The 19,848-nt window shown below is 69.0% G+C and carries 18 protein-coding genes; 10 read left to right on the forward strand and 8 right to left on the reverse strand.

Annotated features, from left to right (window positions below; genetic code table 11):
- Positions 1 to 9 precede the first annotated feature (9 nt).
- Entirely contained in the window at positions 10 to 507 is a 498-nt protein-coding gene (locus ENSA5_RS38305) for a hypothetical protein (protein ID WP_181198168.1), read from the reverse strand.
- A complete protein-coding gene (locus tag ENSA5_RS26525; protein ID WP_181198169.1) occupies positions 504 to 2,303 on the reverse strand; it encodes a SulP family inorganic anion transporter in 1,800 nt (599 codons plus the stop codon). The genes ENSA5_RS38305 and ENSA5_RS26525 overlap by 4 nt, the downstream gene beginning before the upstream one ends.
- Positions 2,304 to 2,466: 163 nt before the next feature.
- Here ENSA5_RS26525 and ENSA5_RS26530 point away from each other — a divergent pair, with 163 nt between their 5' ends.
- Entirely contained in the window at positions 2,467 to 3,063 is a 597-nt protein-coding gene (locus ENSA5_RS26530) for a hypothetical protein (RefSeq protein ID WP_181198170.1), read from the forward strand.
- Between the two features lie 313 nt (positions 3,064 to 3,376).
- Here the strand turns inward: ENSA5_RS26530 and ENSA5_RS26535 are convergent, their stop codons facing one another.
- Positions 3,377 to 4,702, reverse strand: a complete 1,326-nt coding sequence (locus ENSA5_RS26535) for a vWA domain-containing protein (protein WP_181198171.1) — start codon at positions 4,700 to 4,702, stop codon at positions 3,377 to 3,379.
- Between the two features lie 341 nt (positions 4,703 to 5,043).
- Here ENSA5_RS26535 and ENSA5_RS26545 point away from each other — a divergent pair, with 341 nt between their 5' ends.
- On the forward strand, positions 5,044 to 6,501 hold the full coding sequence (locus ENSA5_RS26545; protein WP_146156151.1) for a vWA domain-containing protein: 1,458 nt from the start codon (positions 5,044 to 5,046) through the stop codon (positions 6,499 to 6,501).
- Between the two features lie 146 nt (positions 6,502 to 6,647).
- Here ENSA5_RS26545 and ENSA5_RS26550 read toward each other — a convergent pair whose 3' ends face one another.
- From ENSA5_RS26550 to ENSA5_RS26570, 5 genes are all read right to left on the reverse strand, one after another.
- Positions 6,648 to 6,980: a hypothetical protein gene (locus ENSA5_RS26550; RefSeq protein ID WP_106394490.1), complete on the reverse strand. Its 333-nt coding sequence runs from the start codon at positions 6,978 to 6,980 to the stop codon at positions 6,648 to 6,650.
- 50 nt (positions 6,981 to 7,030) lie between these two features.
- Entirely contained in the window at positions 7,031 to 8,047 is a 1,017-nt protein-coding gene (locus ENSA5_RS26555) for a zinc-binding dehydrogenase (protein WP_106394491.1), read from the reverse strand.
- Between the two features lie 34 nt (positions 8,048 to 8,081).
- Complete coding sequence (locus ENSA5_RS26560; protein ID WP_106394492.1) at positions 8,082 to 8,549, reverse strand: hypothetical protein; 468 nt, start codon at positions 8,547 to 8,549, stop codon at positions 8,082 to 8,084.
- Between the two features lie 212 nt (positions 8,550 to 8,761).
- Positions 8,762 to 9,151 carry an RDD family protein gene (locus ENSA5_RS26565; protein ID WP_106394493.1) on the reverse strand — a complete coding sequence of 130 codons (390 nt, stop codon included), beginning with the start codon at positions 9,149 to 9,151 and terminating at the stop codon, positions 8,762 to 8,764.
- Positions 9,152 to 9,179: 28 nt separating this feature from the next.
- Complete coding sequence (locus tag ENSA5_RS26570) at positions 9,180 to 9,533, reverse strand: PDZ domain-containing protein (RefSeq protein ID WP_106394494.1); 354 nt, start codon at positions 9,531 to 9,533, stop codon at positions 9,180 to 9,182.
- A 298-nt stretch (positions 9,534 to 9,831) separates the two neighbouring features.
- On the opposite strand from ENSA5_RS26570, the gene ENSA5_RS26575 reads away from it, so the two are divergent.
- The 8 genes from ENSA5_RS26575 to ENSA5_RS26610 all read left to right on the forward strand — a co-directional run bounded on the left by ENSA5_RS26575 (position 9,832) and on the right by ENSA5_RS26610 (position 19,474).
- Entirely contained in the window at positions 9,832 to 10,821 is a 990-nt protein-coding gene (locus ENSA5_RS26575; RefSeq protein ID WP_181198173.1) for an SGNH/GDSL hydrolase family protein, read from the forward strand.
- Positions 10,822 to 10,824: 3 nt separating this feature from the next.
- Complete coding sequence (locus ENSA5_RS26580) at positions 10,825 to 12,258, forward strand: penicillin-insensitive murein endopeptidase (protein WP_106394496.1); 1,434 nt, start codon at positions 10,825 to 10,827, stop codon at positions 12,256 to 12,258.
- A 123-nt stretch (positions 12,259 to 12,381) separates the two neighbouring features.
- Positions 12,382 to 13,575, forward strand: a complete 1,194-nt coding sequence (locus tag ENSA5_RS26585; RefSeq protein ID WP_106394497.1) for an acyl-CoA dehydrogenase family protein — start codon at positions 12,382 to 12,384, stop codon at positions 13,573 to 13,575.
- A gap of 6 nt (positions 13,576 to 13,581) precedes the next feature.
- Positions 13,582 to 14,421: a metallophosphoesterase gene (locus ENSA5_RS26590; RefSeq protein WP_146156152.1), complete on the forward strand. Its 840-nt coding sequence runs from the start codon at positions 13,582 to 13,584 to the stop codon at positions 14,419 to 14,421.
- Positions 14,422 to 14,526: 105 nt separating this feature from the next.
- On the forward strand, positions 14,527 to 16,263 hold the full coding sequence (locus ENSA5_RS26595; protein ID WP_106394499.1) for a DUF2330 domain-containing protein: 1,737 nt from the start codon (positions 14,527 to 14,529) through the stop codon (positions 16,261 to 16,263).
- A 227-nt stretch (positions 16,264 to 16,490) separates the two neighbouring features.
- Positions 16,491 to 18,239, forward strand: coding sequence for a DUF2330 domain-containing protein (locus tag ENSA5_RS26600; protein ID WP_106394500.1), 1,749 nt, complete (start codon positions 16,491 to 16,493; stop codon positions 18,237 to 18,239).
- 283 nt (positions 18,240 to 18,522) lie between these two features.
- Entirely contained in the window at positions 18,523 to 19,083 is a 561-nt protein-coding gene (locus ENSA5_RS26605; protein WP_106394501.1) for a ClpXP protease specificity-enhancing factor SspB, read from the forward strand.
- A 4-nt stretch (positions 19,084 to 19,087) separates the two neighbouring features.
- Complete coding sequence (locus tag ENSA5_RS26610) at positions 19,088 to 19,474, forward strand: hypothetical protein (protein WP_146156153.1); 387 nt, start codon at positions 19,088 to 19,090, stop codon at positions 19,472 to 19,474.
- The last annotated feature ends 374 nt before the right edge of the window (positions 19,475 to 19,848 follow it).

Here is a 19,848-nt window from a genome sequence, read left to right on the forward strand (position 1 = left end):
GACGCGAAGCTAGCACGGGCGCGCGGACTCCAAGAGTCGCTCGCCGATGAAGCCCTGGGCGACCACGAAGCTGGTCGAGACGCCGACGCAGATGAGGACCGGCAGCGGCTCCCCGCCGACCATGAGGCACAGCGTCGAGATCAGGCCGGGGACCTGCGGGATCGAGGTCATGAGCAGCAGCGTGTCGCGGACCTTGGCCTCGGGCGTGGCCTCCTCGGCCTCGCCGCCGGTCGCGCGGCGGACGGTGCGGTGCAGGAGCGCGATCCCGATGATCCCGGCGACCACGGTCACGGCGATCAGGATCCAGGCCAGCCGCGTGGCCCGCGTGGCGAGGAGCTCGGAGCTCAGCTCGGGCCAGTAGTATCCACGCAGCTCGGTCAGGATCGGGCCGTAGAGAGGCCCGATCACATGGATCCGGAGCAGCGTCTCGATGCCGAGGAGCATCGGCACCGAGATCGCGATCAGCACGACGATGACGCGCAGACCTGGCTGAGACGGCGCGCTCATATCTGGGGGGTGAAGCGGGCGGCCTTGGCCCGATCTCGAACCAGGGCCGCGCGGGGGATCAGGGTGCAGCTCGGGAACGCGAACGCGCGGCAGGTGCCCTCGCAGTAGCTGCGGTCGACGGCGGCGCTGAGCTTGGCCGCGGCCTCGGCGAAGTTGCGGTGCATGTGATCCTCGCCGAGCAGCTCGAGCAGGCCGCTGCGGGCGAAGAGATCGCGCACGGGCCCGATCGCCCCGATGATGTGGAGATCGTTGCCGCCCGCGCGCAGGGCCTCGATCAGGCGGTGGAGCGAGAGGACCGCGGTCGCGTCGACGTCGTTGACGGCGGCGAAGTCGAGCGCGAGCAGCTTCATCGGCTCGCGCTCGGCCAGCAGCGAGGTGATCCGATCGTCGAGGAAGCGGGCGTTGGCGTAGTAGAGCGGCGCGTCGATCCGCAGCATGCTGACCTGGGGGCAGACCTCGGCGGCCTCGACCCGCTCGATGTTGCGGTAGACGGTCGTGCCCGGGACGCGGCCGAGCTCGGCCGTGTGCGGCTGCGTGGTCCGGGCGACGAAGAAGACCAGCGCCGCGACGATGCCGACGGCGAGCCCGACCTCGAGGCCGATGACGAGCGTCGCGATGAAGGTCAGGACCGAGGTCACCCCGTCGGCCCGCTTGGTCTTGAACACCTCGCGCACGCCGCCGACGTCGATCAGGCTCGAGGCCGCGAGCATCACGATCGACGCGAGCACCGGTCGCGGGAGCCACTCGAACAGGGCCCCGGCCAGGATCAGCGCCGCGAGCACCCCGAGCGCCGCGATCACCCCGGTCAGGCGCGTGCGGGCCCCGGCCTGGGCCGTGACCGTCGCGCGCGCGAGCCCGGAGCTGACCGGGAAGCTGCCGAACACCCCGCTCGCGAGGTTGGCGAGCCCGAACGCGAACAGCTCGCGGCCGGGCTCGACGGTCCCGCGGGCCTTGGCCTCGAGCGCCTTGACGACCGTGATCGACGACACGTAGCCGATCACGAGGATCGAAGCCGCGGCCGGCAGCAGCGCGCGCATCGTGTCGAGCTCGAAGCTCGGGAGCTGCGGGCGCGGCAGCCCGCGCGGGATCTCGCCGACGACCGCGACCCCGTGGGCCGGGAGGTCGAGCGCCCACGCCAGCACGATCCCGACCACGCAGACCAGCAAGTAGTTGGGCCAGCGCGGCGCGTAGCGGCGCATCGAGACCAGCGCGACCAAGGACCCGGACGCGACCGCGAGGGTCGGCAGGTGGACCGCGTCGAGATGCAGGAGGATCGGCCACGGCTTGGTCGCCGGGAGGCCCGGCGCGATCTCGCGTGGGATCCCAAAGAAGGGCCGCAGCTGGCTGCCCGCGGTGATCAAGCCGGCCGCCGCGTTGAAGCCGAGGATCGTCGGGTAGCCGAGGAAGTTGACCAAAAACCCGGCCCGAACCAGCCCGAAGAGCACGAACAACACCCCGACCTCGAAGCTCAGCAAGACCGCGAGCTCGGCCCACTGCTCGGTCCCCGGCTCGGCCAGACCCTCGAGCCCCGACGCGATCATCAGGGAGGTCAAGGCGACCGGGCCGATCGCCATGAACCGACTGCTGCCGACCAGCGCGTAGACCAGCGGCGGGATCGTGGCCGCGTAGAGCCCGTAGACCGGCGGGACCCCGGCGAGGACCGCGTAGGCCAGCGCCTGCGGGACCAGCACGACCATGACCGTGATGCCCGCGAGGAGGTCGCCGCGGAAGTGTTGGCGGAGCGTCGCGAGCCCGCGCGCGTGGGCTTGGCTCAGGCGCTCGCGAAGACCGGGCACGCGCGAGAGGATACTTGATGCTCGGGTTCGAGTTCGGGGCCCGCCGTGAGCGCCAGTGCGCTGAACGACCCCCGCGGCCGCTCTCGCACCTCGTCTCGCGCGCGCTCGACCCTCGCGGGTGAGCGCGTGGACGGGCAAGCGCGCAGCTGCCACACTTTGGGCGATGTCCAAAGATCGCAACAAGCTGATCACACTGGCCCTCGTGGGCGCCTGTAGCTTCGGGGTCTGGAAGGCTGGCCAGGCGCTGCTCGCCGACGACGAGACCCAGGGCACCGAGCACGCCGTCAACCAGGTCTGGATCGACCACATCCCGCGCGACGATCGCGACATGATCAAGCACTTCGTGCTCATCGATCACCGCGACGGCCAGTTTGGCTCGGTCGGCCGATCCTCGCAGTGGCGTCACTCCATCGAGGTGTTTCGCTGGCGGCTGCAGCACAACACCTTGAACCTGTTCTTTCCACAGGAGCGCCAGCGCGGCGAGGTCAAGGTCCGGACTTGGCGTTGCGAGGGCGAGGCCCCCGCGCCCTTCGAGCTGTGCCTCGAGCTGACCAACAAGAGCGGTCACAGCCTGGTGCTCTACAGCCGCGACGACTGGAAGATCGAGCCCCGCGACGTCCGCGACTCCCTCGACGACATCGCCGAAGACGCCCCGACCCTCGCCGGCGTGCTCCACAGCTTCGAAGACGGCGAAGCCGAGGCCCTCGCCGAGCTCGATCTCGAAGGCGCCGAGTCCTGGCAGCTACGCGACTGGTTCTAGGGGAGGGGGTTAAAACCCCCCCGGGCGCTTTCGGACCTTGCCATGCACGGCCGCTGCGCGGCCGGTCGCTGCGTCGCTTCGCTCCTTCGCTCGATGGGCTGGTATGAGCTTCGCTATCTGGGTGCGTGGCCCCCTGGAAGGGGGCTGGTCAAGACCCCCCGGGCGCTTTCGGACCTTGCCATGCACGGCCGCTGCGCGGTCCCCTGGAAGGGGGCTGCGTCGCGTATGGTCCCCTGGAAGGGGGCTGGCTTAGGCCCCCTCGGGCGCTTTCGGAGCGAACTGAAGTGCAGGCTGGCTGGGGGGCCTCAACGGCTCACCCGGCGTCGCAGAAGTACTTGACGTCCGCGCTGCCGGCGATCTTGAGCGCCTCGCAGGACTGCCCACACACCTCGACCGAGTCGTAGGGTCCGTTCGGGTTGGGGTAGACCCAGCCGTCTTCGCTGTCGCAGTCGTCGACCTTGGGGATCGTCATCCCGTCGATCTCGACCTCGAGGAGGTCGGGGAAGGGCGGGACCGGGTCGAGCAGGACCACGCAGCTGATCGCGTCTTCGATGATGGCCTGGAGGGCGTCCTGAAGCTCGATCTCGTTGCTGGCCGAGTAGAAGTCCTGGTTGTCGGTGTTGGTCTCCTGGCAGGACATGCCCGGGGCCTCGTCCTTGGGCTTGCCGCCCTTCTCCCCGAGCTCGTCCATCTTGCACCACGGGACGATGCCGTCGGGGGAGCCGTCGACGCCGTTGCCCGAGTTTTGCGTGCTCATGTCGATGCCGACCACGTAGGTCGAGATCTCGCTGTCGTCCCACAGCTCCTGGATCGTCTGGGGCAGCTTGAGGTCGTAGTCCTCGAACAGCTCGTTGGGGCTGTTGGCCGCGTCGCCACAGTTGGCGGCGCCGTCGCTGATATAGAGGAGGACCTTGGGCAGGTCGGGGTCGAGGCCGGCGAGGTGGGCACCGGACACGGCGACCGCGTCCTCGCCCGGGGTGCCGCCGGCCAGCGACATGTCGCCCGCGAGCGGGATGCCGTCGAGCACGGCCTGGCCGTCGGGGCCAACCGGGACCTCGGGCGCGTTCGAGGTCACGCAGGCCGCGTTGCTGTATGAAGCGATCGCCTGAGTCGACGGGAACAGCATCGCGCCGAAGTCCATCTTCGTGTCGAAGTTGTCGATGATGAAGGAGACGACGTTGTGGAGGCTGTTCCAGCGGGTGATGTTGGGCGTGCCGTTGTTGTTGTCGTGGTCCCAGGTCGTGAGCATGCTGCCCGACTTGTCGAGGACCAGCATCACCTGCGGCGTGGCCGGGGCGAGGTTGGCCTCGGGGATCTCGCAGGGCATCGGGCCCTCGCCCGTGTCGCCGTCGCCCGAGTCGCCGTCGCCGTCGCCCGAGTCGCCGTCGCCCGTGTCACCGTCGCCCGTGTCTCCGTCGCCGTCGCCCGAGTCACCGTCGCCGTCGCCCGAGTCGCCGTCGCCCGAGTCGCCGTCGCCCGAGTCGCCGTCGCCGTCGCCGTCGCCGTCGCCGTCGCCGTCACCGTCGCCGTCACCGTCACCGGTCTCGGTCGTGACGCCGGTCTCGGTCCCGCCGACCGACATGAACCCGCTGTCTTCGGCCGCGCCCCCGTCGTCCGAGCACGCGAGCGTCATCGTCAAACCCACCAAGCTAAGAATTGAGATTGTCTTATTCATGTCCCCTCGGCCGTCTCCGGGTGACCTACCCATCCACGGGTAGCTGTCACTCGGTACGAGTGCACGATAACACAAGGGCACTTCGGGGACGGACGTCGTTGGGGGTCACCGGGAGAGGCCAGGCGCGATTTGTGCCGGTCGAAGACTCCCATATCTGCCGGGTACAAAACGAAGCCTGAGGCTGTAAGGCGGCTTCTGGAGCCTGCGTTCTCGGGCGCGACTCACGGACATTCGCCATGCGACGCCTCTCGATTCAGCTCACCTGCATCCTCGCCCTTTTCCCCGCCCTCGGTCTCGGTTGCGCCATGAAAGCCTCCGAGGACTACGCCTACCCCGACGACAGCTCTCACGATGGGGCCGTTGCGATGGAGAAGTCCTACGACGGTGACGATGCGGCCGCGGACATGGTTGGTGACGAGCCAGTCCCCAGTGAGGGGCCGGGCGCGGTTGCGCCCGCGCCCTTGGCCCCGATGGGCGAAGCCGAGGCGTCTGTGGCCGCGGACATGGGCGGCGCCGAGGGCAGCGGGCCGATCGGGACGAGCTCGCACAAGGCCAAGATCGCGAGCAGCAAGGGCGACAAGCGCACGGGCGGCGCTCGGGACCGCGCGCCCGCCGAGGAGGCCAAGATCGCCGTCGACGACGAGCGCTCCAGCCGCTTCGATCGCAACATTCAGTCGGGGACCCTGACCGCCGGGAGCTTCGACGACAACCTCAACCCGTGGGTGTTCGACAAGTTCGTCGACCAGGCCCGCGCCCAGCCCGACCTCTCGCCGCTGGCCTCGGCCTTCGCGACCCAGCGCACGGTCCTGCGCGTGCAGGACGCCCAGGGTCGCCCGATCGGCGACGCCAAGGTCGAGATCGACGGCAAGCAGATGATGACCCGCAGCGACGGCCGCGTGGTCTGGGTTCAGGGTTGGGACAGCGACCGCCAGGGTCGGGGCAAGGCCACGATCGAGCACGGCAACGCCCGCGCGACCGTGAGGATCAACAACCAGATCGAGCAGCTCGTGACCCTCAAGGACGCCAAGGGCACCTTGCCGGACCAGCTCGACATCGCCCTGGTGATCGACGCGACCGGGAGCATGGGCGACGAGCTCGAGTACCTCAAGGTCGAGATCCGCGACATCGCCGAGGCGATCGACCATCACTTCCCGGGCGTCGACCAGCGCTTCGCCCTCGTCGTCTACCGCGACAACGGTGACCAGTACACGACCCGCGTGTTCGACTTCACCGGCGACCTCGACCGCTTCCAGAAGGATCTCAGCGCGCAGTCGGCCAACGGCGGCGGCGACTACCCCGAGGCCATGGACGCCGCGATGGCGGCGGCCGACAAGCTGTCGTGGCGCAAGGGCGACACCGCCCGCGTGACCTTCTTGGTCGCCGACGCCCCGCCCCACGCCAACAAGGTCGACGACACCCTCGACGCCGTCGACGGGCTGCGCAGCAAGGGCGTCGCCGTCTACCCCGTGGCCAGCTCGGGCGTCGCGGGCGAGGCCGAGTTTGTCATGCGGGCCGCCGCGATGCTGACCGGCGCCCAGTACATGTTCCTGACCGACGACTCCGGCGTCGGCAACCCCCACGCCGAGCCGCACATCCCCTGCTACACCGTCGAGCAGCTCGCGCCGCTGATGGTCCGCGCCGTCCGCTCGGAGCTGTCGGGCCGCCGGGTCGAGGCCGAGCCCCAGTACTCGATCCGGACCGTCGGCAAGGGCCAAGGCGGCGTCTGCCACAAGCCTCGCCGCACGACCAAGATCGCCAAGTGACAACCAAAACGTGAGGCGCGCGGGCCGGGGTCGAGACCTCGGCCCGCTCGCGTTTCATGCCGCCCATGAAGCGCATGACCGCCCACCGAGCGACCTGCCGCTTGCGGCCGTGCGTGGCAAAGTGCGAAAGCGCCTGCGGGGGGCAATCATCGCTCCTGGATTGCTTCGCGGGCGGTTTCGTCGGCGTAGAATTTGCCGAGCGGGTTGCTGCCGACCCAGCCGCTGATCATCTCGTCGCGCGTGCCCTTGTCGATCCCGGTGTCGTCGAGCGACATCTCGAGCGCCATGCTGGTGATCTTGGTGCAGTAGTGGGTGCCCGGGTCGGCGCCGACCTCTTCGGTGATCTTCTTGCACTCGGCGAAGGCGTTCTCGTACTTCTCGAACACCTTCTCAGCCTTCTCTTCGGGCGAGCAGGCGAGCATCAGCGTGCCGAGGGCGAGCAGGGCGGACGAGCGCAGGGCGACGCGGATGGCCTTCATCGGCCGGGGATAGCGCGGCGCTCGCTCGCCACGCAAGCGCCAAGGCGAGCTCAAGCGACGAGCAGGACCTTGCCGAAGTTGTTCCGACCCTGGATGTAGGCGTGGGCCGCCGCGGCCTCGTCGAAGCCGAACTCGCGATCGATGACCGGGACCAGGGTCTGATCGCCGATCTTGGCCATGACCGCCTCGAACAGGACCTCGAGTCGGTCGATCTCGTGCCAGAGGTGGCCGAGGTTGACGCCGTGGACCCCCCGGTTGAGGTCGAGCAGCTCGAAGGGCTTGAACTTCGGGGTCTTCATCAGGCCCTTCAAGATCGGCAGGAGCCGGCGCTTTTCCGAGGGCGCGAAGCTCGACGCCCCGAACATGAACAGGCGGCCGCAGTGGCGCAGGCACCGGTAGCTCTTGGCGTAGGACTCGCCGCCGACGGCGTCGAGCACGATGTCGACGCCGAGCTTGTCGGTGATGCGCATGACCTCGGGCTCGAAATCCTGGGTGCGGTAGTCGATGCAGTGATCGATCCCGACCTCGCGGAGGCGCTCGTGCTTGCCCGCGCTCGCGGTCCCGATCACCGTGGCGCCGCGCCACTTGCAGATCTGCAGCGCCGCCTGGCCGACGCCGCCGGCCGCGGCGTGGACCAAGACGGTGTGGTCCGCGCGGACGTTGCCGAGCTCGACGAGCATCAGCCACGCGGTCAGGTAGTTGACCGGGACCGCCGCGGCCGCGCTCATCGAGATGCCCTCGGGGATCCGCACGACCTGGGCCCGCGGGATGCAAACGACGTCCGAGTAGCCGCCGAAGCGGGTCAGGGCGACGACCTTGGCCCCGTCCTCGAGATCGTCGACGCCCTCACCGCGGCCATCGACCACGCCCGAGACCTCGTAGCCGACGACGCAGGGGATCGGCGGCATGTCGGGGTAGATGCCCATGCGCGCGGTCAAGTCGGCGAAGTTGATGCCGCTGGCCGCGACCCGGACGCGGACCTCTCCGGGGCCCGGCTCGGGGTCGGGCGCCTCGCGCAGCTCGAGGACTTCGGGGGCACCCGCACGGCTGATCCAGATCTGCCTCATCGGCGCGGAGAGTACCCGCGGGGCGGAGCGAGTCCTAATTCAGCAGGGGCTCGTCGTCGTCGAGGTCGAGGTCGAGGTCGAGGTCGCCGAGCTCGTCGTCGAGGTCGAGCTCGTCGTGCCCGCCGACGAACTCGAGGGTCCCACCGGTGTAGTGGGTGCCGAAGGTCTGGACGAGGGACGCGACCTGATCGAGGGCCGAGCGCGCGAGCCCCGGCGCGAGCGAGCTCAGCGGGTGGATGAAGGCCGCGAACAGGAGGCCGTTGGAGCTGCCGTAGCGGGCGTCGAGGGCGGTGTGGAAATTGGCCTCGAGGAGCCGGTCTTTGATCGCGGGGCCGAGGCTGCTGAGCTCCGTGACCGGCGCGATGAAGCGCATGCGGTCGAAGCTTGGATCCATCAGGCACGCCATCGGGATGTTGTTGTGGGCGAACTGCCAGTGCGTCGGGCTCTGCCGAAAGTCTTCGGTCGTTTGCTCGAGCAGCGTGGCGAGCTCGTCGAGGGTCATGGTTAAACCCTACCCGGTCGCGTGGACTTGGGCTCGTGATGGCCGGGATCGTGGCCATACCGTTTTGCGCGATCACGTCGGTTTGGGCTGCCGTCGTGTCGCGGACTTCACCGCCTGTATGCGCCGTGTTGGCGGCTATCGTGTCGATCGCGGCTTTAGGCCTAGCACCCCGGGCTGCTAGCAGCCGGCGCGAGGCATTGCACCACGGGCTGCTAGCGCTGAACGACGACGGTGCCCGCGATCAGATCGTGCAACGTCTGGTTCTTGTCGGTGAACAGCGCGAGCAAGTAACCCAGACCCAGGACCAGACCGGACGCCCAGCGCCCGACCCACCGGATGCTGGCCCGCGAGAAGCTCAGCTGGCGACCGTCGACGCCCTGGACGGCGAGGCCCATCGCGCGCTTGCCGAGCGTGGCCATCCACCCGCTCGACTCCTGGACGGCGAAGTACAGCCAGCTGATGACGGAGGCGACGACGCCGTGGCTGTCGGTGCCGAGCACCGAACTGATCATCGTGGTCACGAAGCCGATCAGCACCAGATCGATGGCCAGAGCCACGGCGCGTGGCGCGATGCGCCCGTAGCCATTGCCCTGTCCCTTCATGGCGCGGCGCCGTCAGCGAACGAACGAACTAGTAGCGGACGCGGACGAGGTCACGCTCGAGCACGACGGTGTCGCGACCCGAGCATGGGTACACGACCTCGAGCTCGACGGAGCTGCCCTGCTCGCCGCGGATCATGTTGGTCCACTGCTGGATGTGGCGGGGCGACTCGCCGTCGACGCTCAGCAGCACTGCACCTTCGAACAGCTTGCCGTCGGCCGGGGTCCCGGGGAACACGCGCGCGACGACCAGGTCGTCGCCGTCGCGGGTCAGCTCGATGCCGATCCCCGAGTAGGTGTAGTAGCTCTGGATGTCGGCGCGGGCGTGGGCCCCGTTGCAGGGGTGGTCGGCGACGCGATGAGCGATCGCGGCCGCGGTGGACATCGTACCGGCGACGACGATGGTACCGAGGGCGATGCGACGGGCAGTACGCCAACGAGCGAGGGCAGACGAGTCGATCTTCATGCGCTGTGGTTCCTTCGTGACGCTGCCAGTGTTTCATAGTCGCCGCCTCGTTGCCAGCGGCGCATTGGGCGATCGGCCCTGCGCGAGCCCGCCCCACCGGAGCCTCGGGCCGGGCGAGATCGGCCTGGAATCAAGCGTTTGGGCCGCGCGTGCTCATCGAGCCGAGGCCGTCACCACTTATTTTCCCGTGCGATCGAACTCCGTTAGCTTGCGGGCCATGATCCGACCCTTGACCGCGCGCGCTTCCGCGCTGTTCACGCTGCCCTCGCTCGCGCTGGCAGTCGCGCTGGTCGGCTGCGCCGACCCCTCCGGGACCGGGGGCACCGTCGACTCGCCGTCGGACGCCCCGGTCGAGTCCGAGCAGCACGAGCCGGGCGAGCCCGAAGCAGATGCGCCCGTCCTGGCCGCGGCCGACTCGGCCGCGAATGACCAGGATACCGAGGGGCAGCCCGCGCTCGAGGATCAGGACGAGGCGGCCGAGGGCGAGGGCGAGGCAGCCGAGGCCGCAGACGAGCCGCCCGAGCCCGAGGCGATCCTCGAGCCTCGCCGCGTGCTGATCGTCGGGTCTTCGCTGGCCGCGACCGGCCTCGGTGCCGTGCTCGAGGACACCCTCGACGCCAACCCCGACGTGGTCTGCTACCGCAAGGGCAAGAGCGCGTCGGGCCTGGCGCGGCCAGACTTCTATGACTGGTTCGACCAGGGCAAGCGTCAGGTCGAATTTCGCAAGCCCGATCTCGTGATCGTGATCATGGGCGCCAACGATGGCCAGGATCTGACCCCGTGGAAGGGCAGCCGCCGCGTGCGCTGGGACAGCGAGGGCTGGCCCGAGGCCTACCGCGGCCGCGTCGATCAATTTCTGGCCGAGCTGGCCGCGCCGATCGAGGAGGCCGAGGGCGCGAAGGTCATGTGGCTCGGGCTGCCAAAGGTGCCAAGCCCCAGCCTCGAGCGTAAGCTGAAGGTCATCCGCGAGATCCACGAACAGGGCGTCGGGGCCCTCGGTGACGGTGGTCTATACTTGGACACGACCCAGTACCTCGTCGACGAACAAGGCGCGCTGTTGCGCAGCGCGGAGGTCAAGGGCAAGCAGCGAGAGCTCCGCAGCGAAGATGGCGTCCACTTCACGATGTCGGGGTGTGAGTACCTCGCCGCCAAGATCTACCCCGAGGTCCTCGAAGCCCTCGGGCTACCCGTCGAAGCCAGCGAGTGAACCATGACGAAGTCCAAGGGCGACAACCACCGACAGCGGCTGTGCGCGGGCCCGAGTTGGTGGGTTCGCTCGCGCGGGCTGCTCGTGACCGCCGCGCTGTCGAGCGTGTGGCTGCCCGCGCTCGTGGCCGCGTCACCCCCGGAGGTCGACTCGCGCTTTGGGGATCTGCCCTCGCCCGACGAGCTGCCCACGCTCGACGAGCTGGCCCCCGCGCCAGCTGTGATCGAGTCCGAGGCCGAGGCCGAGGCCGAGGCCGAGCCCGAGTCGAGCCCCCCGGCCCAAGACCAGGCTCCAGCGCCACCCCAAACCTCCGAGGAGCCCGAGGACGCCGAGCAGGCCGACGCGCCCGAGCCCAAGTTCGAGATCAAGACGCTGAAGAAGGCCAAGTGGATCAAGCACCGGATCATCCCCGGTGAGCGGCTCGACGACATCGCCGCCCGCTACAGCGTCCGCCGCAGCTCGCTGATCCGCTGGAACAAGCTCGACAAGAAGAAGCCGCGGATCTACGCCGGGCGCGAGCTCGCGGTCTACACCAAGCACATCCCGCCGCCGCAGCAGAAGCTGATCTACACGGTCAAGTACGGCGACACCTGGAACAAGATCGCCAAGGCGCACCACGTCGATCCGGATCACCTGCGCCTGCGCTGGAACTCCAAGGTCCCGCGCAAATTCAAGGCCGGCCAGGAGCTCGTGATCTGGCTCGATCCCCTCGATGATCCGGATCTGCTCCGCGACCCCGTCGACACCCGGTCCCAGGCCAGCGCCGGGACCAGCGCCAAGGGCGGCGCCAGGTCCGGGTCCGGGCCGGGCAGCAAACGGGCGGTCGCGAGGCTGCCGCTGGCCAAGATCAAGACCGGCTCGGTCTCGGTTGGCAGGCCCAACCGCGGCAAGATCGTCAACGCGATCCCGCTGCCCGAGAACAGGCCGCTCTACACCCTGCGCAAGCCCGACCAGGCCTACGGCAGCAGCCACGCCCTCCACAACCTCCAGCTCGCAATCGCCAATTTCCGCCAGGCCAGCGGCTTCTCCGGCGAGATCGTCATCGGCTCGATCAGCAAGAAGGGCGGCGGTCGGCTCAAGCCGCACTCGTCACACCAAAGCGGCCGCGACGTCGACATACGCCTGCCCGTCAAGAACAAGTCCGGCTCGTCGGACGACGTCAGGGACGTCGACTGGGACGCGACCTGGAGCCTGATCCAGGCGCTCGTCTCGACCGGTGAGGTCCAGTACATCTTCTTGACCACGAGCCGGCAAAAGCACCTCTACAAGGCCGCCAAGCGCGCTGGCGCGAGCAAAGACATGATCGAGCGGGTCATCCAGTACCCGAACAAGTCCGGCAGCAACTCCGGGATCGTCCGCCACGCGAAGGGGCACACCGCCCACTTCCACGTCCGCTTCACCTGCGCCGCCAACGAGACCCGCTGCGAAAGCTACTAGCAGCCCGGGGTGCTAGCCCCGGATCAAGCGCTGAATTGAAAAAGCTGAATGATTCAGGGTTCGTACGAGCCGAGAGGCGAGCGTTTGGGGTGAGCAGAGGGGGAGCGTGGTATCGATCGCGCCATGGCGTCGAAAGACCCGCGCACCTACCTCCTGGGCATCGATCATCTGCTCGACGAAGACGAGCGCCTGACCTGGAAGGCTGCCCACGACTTTTGTCAGTCGCGGGTCTTGCCCGTGATCGAGCGCCACTACGAGGCCGGGACCTTTCCGAGGGAGCTGATCCCCGAGTTCGCGGAGATGGGCTTTTTGGGCTGCTCGATCGAGGGCTACGGCTGCGCGGGGCTCAACCCCGTCGCCTACGGCACGATCATGCTCGAGCTCGAGCGCATCGACTCGGGCATCCGCTCGTTTTGCTCGGTCCAGACCGCGCTGGCCATGTACCCGATCTTCGCCTACGGCAGCGAAGAGCAGCGCCAGCGCTGGCTGCCCGGGATGGCCGCGGGCGAGCTGATCGGCTGCTTCGGCCTGACCGAGCCCAACTCCGGCTCGGACCCGGGCTCGATGCGGACCCACGCCAAGCAAGACGGGGAGGGCGGCGACTACATCCTCAATGGCCAGAAGATGTGGATCACCAACAGCCCGATCTCCGACCTGTGCGTGGTCTGGGCCAAGACCCTCGACCACGGCTCGGACACCCCGGTGATCCGCGGCTTCGTGGTCGAGCGCGCGACGAAGGGCCTGAGCACGCCCGAGACCCACGGCAAGCTGAGCCTGCGCGCGTCGATCACCGGGGAGATCGTGCTCGACGAGGTCCGCGTACCCAAGGCCAACATGTTGCCGGGCGTCCACGGCCTCAAGGGCCCGCTCGGCTGCCTGACCCAGGCCCGCTACGGGATCGGCTGGGGGGCCGTCGGCGCGGCGATGGACGTCTACGAGCGGGCGCGCCGCTACACCCTCGATCGGACCCAGTTCGGGCGCCCGATCGCGGGCTTTCAGCTGACCCAGCAAAAGCTCGCCGAGCTCCACAACGAGATCGTCAAAGCCCTGCTTCTGGCCTACCACTGCGGCCGGCTCAAGCAGGACGGGAAGCTCGACCCGGTCCAGGTCAGCCTGCTCAAGCGCGACAACGTCCGCATGGCCCGGGTCGCCGCCCAGACCGCCCGCACGATGCTCGGCGGCAACGGGATCATGGGCGAGTTCCACATCATGCGTCACCTGTGCAACCTCGAGACCGTGTTCACCTACGAGGGCACCCACGAGATCCACACCCTCGCGATCGGGCGCGCGCTCACGGGCCTCGCGGCCTTCTCTTGAGTGATCATGGGCCGCGTCCGCGTCTTGCCCGATCATGGCCAGCTGCTGATCTCGACCGATCTGCACGGCAACCGCGAGGACTTCGAGCGCCTCCGGGCCCGCTTCTTCGAGCTGCGCGAGCGGGCCGAGGATCCGGCCAGCGTGCACTGGGCGCTGCTCGGCGACCTCGTCCACGGACCCAGCCCGGCCGCGCGCAAACATGACCCGCTGCGCTTTGGCTACGCCGACGACAGCCCGGCGCTGGTCGAGGCCCTGATCGAGCTCCGGGCCGAGTATCCCGACAACGTCCACCTGATCCTCGGCAACCACGACTTCGGCCACATCGGCGGGCCCCACCCGCGCAAGTTCTACGATGACGAGGTCGAGGCGCTCGAGCAGCGCATGCCCGCGAGCGCGGTCGAGCGCCTGCGCGGGCTCTTCTCCCGGGCGCTGCTGGCCGTGGCCACGCCCTGTGGGCTGCTCTTGTGCCACGGCTCGCCCGACGAGCAGCTGACCTCGCTCGACGAGCTCGACGGGATGGATCCGAGCGACAGGCGCGAGGCGTTCGAGCGCCGGGCGATGTTGTGGACGCTGCTGACCAGCTACGGCCAGGGCGGCGAGACGACCGCGACGATGCTGCGCCAGATCTCGCGGCCGGGGCTCGAGCTGCGCGTGGTCGTCCATGGCCACGACGTCGACCTCGACGGCTGGTACGTCGAATACGGCAACCAGGCCTGCCCCGTGCTGTTCGGCGCCCCGCCTGCCAAGCGCCGCTACCTCGTCGTCGATCTCGGCGCTCGCTACGAGCGGGCCGAGGACCTGCGCGAGGGCTTCGAGGTCTTGCACCTCTATCCAGAGCTGGTGTGACACCCGGGTCCCGGTCGCTCGATTCGGCCGAATCGCGCAGCAAACACCGGTTCAGCGGATGTCGTTGGCGTGGGTGCGGCGTGGGTGCAAGATCCCATTGCTGTCATGACTGTCTTGCCCTCGAGCCCTTCTAGCTTCCCCCGTGTCCTTTGTGCCTCGCTCGCGCCGCTGCTCGCGGTCGCGGCCCTGTCGCTGACCCCGAGGGTCGCGGACGCCTGCGGCGGGACCTTCTGCGACGCGGGGCCGCAGGTGATGCCCGTCGACCAGACCGGCGAGAGCATCGTGTTTTGGATCGACGACGCGGGCGACGAGCCGCACACCGAGGCGCACATTCAGATCCAGTACGAGGGCGACGCCGAGCGCTTCGCCTGGATCATCCCGGTCCAGGAGGTGCCCGAGGTCCTCGTCGGCTCGCAGGCGCTGTTCGACAACATGCTCCAGAGCACGGTCCCGACCTTCACGGTCAACTCGAGCTCCGTCGGCGACTGCGGCGGCGGCGTCGGGTTCGGCTGCGCGTCGGCGGACCTGGCCGGGGGTGACCGCAACGAGGCCTGGTCCGGCGACGGCGGCGACGGCGGCGAGGGCGGCACCACCGGCCCCAAGATCCTCGATCGCGGCTTCGCGGGCGCCTTCGAGTACGTGACCTTGACCGGCGACACGATCGAGGAGGTCATCGACTGGCTCGACGACGCGGGCTACGCCCAAGACCCGGACGCGCCGCCGATCTTGCAGGAGTACCTCGACGACGGCCACGTGTTCGTGGCCGTCAAGCTCGCGAGCGGGGCCGGCGTCGACGAGATCCACCCGCTCGCGATCCGCTACCCCGGGATCGAGCCCTGCATCCCGATCAAGCTCACGCGGATCGCCGCGGTCGACGACATGGCGATCCGGGCCTTCTTCCTGGGCGACGCCCGAGCCGCGCCGCAGAACTGGCCGCACGTCGAGATCAACCACTCGCGCTACGACTGGGTCAACGGGCCGAGCGTCAACTACAACCAGGTCGTCGGGCTGGCGATCGACGAGGCCGGCGGGCGAGCCTTCATCACCGAGTACGCGGGGACCGACGCGGTCGTGTCGACGGCGGGGGTGTTCGATTCGAGCTGGGACCCAGCCGCGTTCGAGGGCATCGATCCGATCAGCGTCGTCGATGAGCTCATCGCCCAGGGCCTGATGAGCTGCACGGGCGACGCGTGCACCTTCAACCACCCGCAGGTCGAGCCGCTGCTCCAGACCTACCTGCCGGCCCCCGAGGGCGTCGACGCCCTCGAGTTTTGGGCCTGCCTCTCGTGCGACGAGAACGAGATCGATCCGGTCGCCTGGGGCGCGCAGCCCGGGTTTGCGAGCGAGTTCGCCGAGCGCATCCACGGCCCCGGGCAGCACGCCGTCGACATGCTCACCGACGCGACCGAGCTGACCCGGCTGTTCACGCTGATCTCGCCCCACGAGATGATCGAGGACCCGCTGTTTCACGAGACCGAGGGGCTGCCGGGCGTCTCCAACAACATCGCCGCGACTCGGGTCAACGACTGCGACGGCGGGCCGTCCTACATCGAGCTCTCGGACGGGCGACAGATCTCGCTGACCGAGACCGGCGTGATGCCCGAGCTCGACGACAACCCGGCGGCCCTGCGGATCGAGCTGGTCCCGATGATGGGCCCGCCGCAGGTCGAGCTCGACAACGCCGCCGAGATCGACGCCGCGCTCGCGGCCTGGAACGACGCCCAGGTCACGGGCCCGCGCCCGAGCTGCTCGATCCGAGGTCTCGGCGTGGAGGGCCTGTTCGGGCTGCTCGGGATCTTCGGGATCGCGTGGTTCAACCGGGGCCGCCGCCGCGTGCCCTAGCACCCCGGGCTGCTAGTACGAGCCGCTCGACAGCCGGCTGACAGCGATGTCGTGACGGGGTCCAGATCAGCGACGCCGACGTCGCAAGCCGTGGGCGATTGTGCGCCCGGATCCGGCCCTGTCGCCCAAATTGGCCGAAATCACTGCGCAGTGGTCTGCCTGGCGAGTCGGCTCGCCACCTGCAAGGGTGAATGTCGCGAGGCCTGAGACGCCCTCGCCACCTTGCCATGACTTCTTCATACGCTCGACTCCTCCCCCCCTTCACGTTGACCCTCGGGCTCGCCGTCACGGCGGCCGTGACTGTGGCCCCGTCCCCAGCCTCGGCCTGCGGGGGCACCTTCTGCGACACCGGGCCGCAGGTGATGCCCGTCGACCAGTCCGGCGAGAACATCCTGTTTTGGATCGACGAGGGCGAGGCCGAGGGCGAGCCCCACACCGAGGCCCACATCCAGATCCAGTACGAGGGCGACCCCGAGCGCTTCGCCTGGCTGGTCCCGGTGCAGGAGGTCCCCGAGGTCCTCGTTGGCTCGCAGGCGCTGTTCGACAACCTCCTCGCGGGCACCGTCCCGACCCTGACGATCAACACCCGCTTTGACGGCGACTGCGGGTCCGGCAGCGGCATCGGCTGCGGGGTCGCCTTCAACGAGGTCGGCCTCGCCGAGGGCGACGACGGCGGCGGCGGGGCCGGGTTCGGCGACGAGGGCGAGGGCGAGGGCCCCGAGATCCTCGACCGTGGGTTCGCGGGCGCGTTCGAGTATGTCGTCCTGAGCGGCGACTCGGTCGAGGTGATCGTCGACTGGCTCGACGCGGCCGGCTACGCCCAGGACCCCGACGCCCCGCCGATCCTCGACGAGTACCTGCAAGAGGGCTTCGTGTTCGTGGCCTTCAAGCTGCGCGGCGGGACCGGGGTCAACGAGATCCACCCGCTAGCGATCCGCTACCCCGGCGTCGAGCCCTGCATCCCGATCCGCCTGACCCGGATCGCCGCGACCGAGGACATGGCGATCCGTGCGTTCTTCCTGGGCCAGGACCGCGCGGTCCCGCAAAACTGGCCCCACGTCGAGCTCAACCTGGCCAAGCTCGACTGGCTCAACAGCGCGACCGCCGACTACCGCGAGCTGGTCTCGATGGCGATCGACGAGGCCGGCGGGCGGGCCTTCATCACCGAGTACGCGGGCACCGACGCGGTCGTGTCGAGCAGCGGCATCGACGACGCCGCGTGGTCGAGCGAGGCCTTCGTCGGGGTCGAGCCCGTCGAGGTGGTCGCGCTGCTCACGAGCCAGGGGCTGCTCAGCTGCGACGCCTCGGGGGTCGCCGAGTGCCAGTACAACCACCCCCAGGTCCAGCCGATCCTCCAGCGCTACCTGCCCGCGCCCGAGGGCATGGACGAGGAGGAATTTTGGGCGGAGCTCGAGGCCAACGCCGAGCAGATCGACCCCGTGGCCTGGAGCGCGCAGCCGGGCCTCGTCGCCGAGCTCGACGAGCGGATCTTCGTGCCCGCCGAGCACGCCCTCGACATGCTCGGTGAGGCCAGCTACCTGACCCGGCTGTACACGCTGCTCTCGCCCCACGAGATGATCGAGGATCCGCTGCTCCACGAGACCTCGTCCCTCGGTGACGTCGACAACAACCTCACGGCCACGCGGGTGTTCTCGTGTGACGAGGGCCCCGACTTCATGGAGTTCAACGACGGTCGCGTGGTCGCGCTCGAGGGCTTTGGCACCTACCCGGCGTTCACCGACATGCCCAGCGCCGAGCGCATCGAGCGGGTCCCGATGGTCGGTCCGGCGCAGGTCGAGTCCGACAACGCCGCCGAGATCGACGACATCATCGACGCGTACAACCGCGACAAGCTCGTCGGCCCCTCGCCGTGGAACTGCTCGATCGCCAGGCTGCGACCCGAGGCGATGTTGACCATGCTCGCGCTCTTCGGCCTCGCCTGGCTGCAGCGAGCGCCCCGGCGTCGACGCACCTGAGCGCGGGCCTGGCAGCCCCGTTCACACCCGCGCAGGCTGCTGCTGTCGTGTCACTCGCTCCTGCCGCGGAGCAGCCCTCGCCGGCATCGTCGAAGTTCGCGAGCGCGAGCAGGCTGCCGAACAACCCCGCGCGGCCCCGAGTGCGTCACTGGCGTTCGAGGCCGCGAGGCCAAAACGAAGCTGTATCGGCCATACTGCGAGCTTTTGGCGACAAAGGGTTCGGACCTCAGGGCCGCGCTCAGGATCGTGGTGGGTTTTTCAGCGGCCTGCTAAAGTTTCGGCGATGGTCCATCCGGTCCAGAGCGTCGTCGAGTCGTTGTATGCGGCGGGGCGCTGTCCGCGGTTGCACGTCAACGCCGCCTGCGATGGCGTCGTGTGTCCCGACTTCATCCGCGAGCAGTGGCAGGAGCGGCTGATCATCGACCTCGACGCCAGCTACCCCCTCGACCTGTCCTTCGTCGACGAGGGCATCGACGCCGACCTGTCCTTCGGTGGCTACGTGACCCGATGCAGCTTCCCGTGGAAGGCGATCTACGTCGTCGCCGACCGAGCGACCGGTCGCGGGATCGTCCTCGACCAGAACATGCCCGAGTCGGTCCGCCGCAGCCGCCAGCCCCCGACCACGGGCCCGCTCCCGGCCGAGGGAGATCTCCGCAGCACCTTCGAGAAGGGCCAAGCTCGTCGCGTTGGCGGCCCGAGCAAGCGCCTCAAGCCCAGCAAGTCGACCAGCGCTGCGGGCTCGAGCTCGCAGCCGGCGACCGACGCCGAAGCGAGCAACCCCGAGGGCGACCAGGAGGCCAAGCGCAGGCGCGCGGCCTTCAGGGTCATCGACGGCGGGAGTTGAGCAGATGTCCGAACCAGCTGAAACACCGGCCCAGGGTCAGCCGCCCGGGAGCCCGGACAACCCCGAAGACGTGATGGCCGAGACCCGGGTCATGCTCCGCAGGGTCTCACTGGCTGTCCTCGCCTTCTTTGTCGTCGCGGTCGTCATCTTTTGGCTGGGCTGGGTCCGCGCGCCCTCGCCCGAGCAGATCTGCAAGCACAAGATCGAGCTCGTGGTCGAGACCGCCGGCCAACAGCAAGACGAGGGCGCCGACGCCCTGATCGGCCAGCTCGAGGCCAAGTGCGTGGCCGCAGCGAGGCGCAAGATCCAGTTCCGCGGCAAGCTCGTCTACGCCAAGTACGCCAAGTGCGTCATCGCAGCCACGACCCTCGCCGAAGCCGAGCGCTGCTAGAGCGGCCCCAAGCGGGGCGAGAGCGGCCAAGTCCGAAACAAGGTGTCTGAGCGGAGCGGCCGCCTGCGGCCGTGCGTGGCAAAGTGCAGGGAGGCCGGGGGGGTCCAAAGGAGCCCCCTCCTAGGGGGCCACGAGTGGGCTTGCGTAGCTCATACCAGCCCACCGAGCGACGAGCGGAGCGAGGAGCGACCGGCCGCTTGCGGCCGTGCGTGGCAAAGTTGCAGACGTTCGGGGGGGTCCAAAGGAGCCCCCTCCTAGGGGGCCACGAGTGGGCTTGCGTAGCTCATACCAGCCCACCGAGCGACGAGCGGAGCGAGGAGCGACCGGCCGCTTGCGGCCGTGCGTGGCAAAGTTGCAGACGTTCGGGGGGGTCC

Origin of the sequence: Enhygromyxa salina (genome assembly GCF_002994615.1) — a bacterium.
In the GTDB taxonomy this organism is placed as follows: Bacteria; Myxococcota_A; Polyangia; order Nannocystales; family Nannocystaceae; genus Plesiocystis; species Plesiocystis salina_A.

Coding starts and splice junctions, on each gene's coding strand:
- ENSA5_RS26590 (WP_146156152.1), top strand. CDS start 13,582: ATGGGCCGCGTCCGCGTCTTGCCCGATCATGGCCAGCTGCTGATCTCG.
- ENSA5_RS26595 (WP_106394499.1), top strand. CDS start 14,527: ATGACTGTCTTGCCCTCGAGCCCTTCTAGCTTCCCCCGTGTCCTTTGT.
- ENSA5_RS26585 (WP_106394497.1), top strand. CDS start 12,382: ATGGCGTCGAAAGACCCGCGCACCTACCTCCTGGGCATCGATCATCTG.
- ENSA5_RS26600 (WP_106394500.1), top strand. CDS start 16,491: ATGACTTCTTCATACGCTCGACTCCTCCCCCCCTTCACGTTGACCCTC.
- ENSA5_RS26550 (WP_106394490.1), bottom strand. CDS start 6,980: ATGAAGGCCATCCGCGTCGCCCTGCGCTCGTCCGCCCTGCTCGCCCTC.
- ENSA5_RS26545 (WP_146156151.1), top strand. CDS start 5,044: ATGAAAGCCTCCGAGGACTACGCCTACCCCGACGACAGCTCTCACGAT.
- ENSA5_RS26575 (WP_181198173.1), top strand. CDS start 9,832: ATGATCCGACCCTTGACCGCGCGCGCTTCCGCGCTGTTCACGCTGCCC.
- ENSA5_RS26530 (WP_181198170.1), top strand. CDS start 2,467: ATGTCCAAAGATCGCAACAAGCTGATCACACTGGCCCTCGTGGGCGCC.
- ENSA5_RS26565 (WP_106394493.1), bottom strand. CDS start 9,151: ATGAAGGGACAGGGCAATGGCTACGGGCGCATCGCGCCACGCGCCGTG.
- ENSA5_RS26610 (WP_146156153.1), top strand. CDS start 19,088: ATGTCCGAACCAGCTGAAACACCGGCCCAGGGTCAGCCGCCCGGGAGC.
- ENSA5_RS26560 (WP_106394492.1), bottom strand. CDS start 8,549: ATGACCCTCGACGAGCTCGCCACGCTGCTCGAGCAAACGACCGAAGAC.
- ENSA5_RS26570 (WP_106394494.1), bottom strand. CDS start 9,533: ATGTCCACCGCGGCCGCGATCGCTCATCGCGTCGCCGACCACCCCTGC.
- ENSA5_RS26580 (WP_106394496.1), top strand. CDS start 10,825: ATGACGAAGTCCAAGGGCGACAACCACCGACAGCGGCTGTGCGCGGGC.
- ENSA5_RS26555 (WP_106394491.1), bottom strand. CDS start 8,047: ATGAGGCAGATCTGGATCAGCCGTGCGGGTGCCCCCGAAGTCCTCGAG.
- ENSA5_RS38305 (WP_181198168.1), bottom strand. CDS start 507: ATGAGCGCGCCGTCTCAGCCAGGTCTGCGCGTCATCGTCGTGCTGATC.
- ENSA5_RS26605 (WP_106394501.1), top strand. CDS start 18,523: ATGGTCCATCCGGTCCAGAGCGTCGTCGAGTCGTTGTATGCGGCGGGG.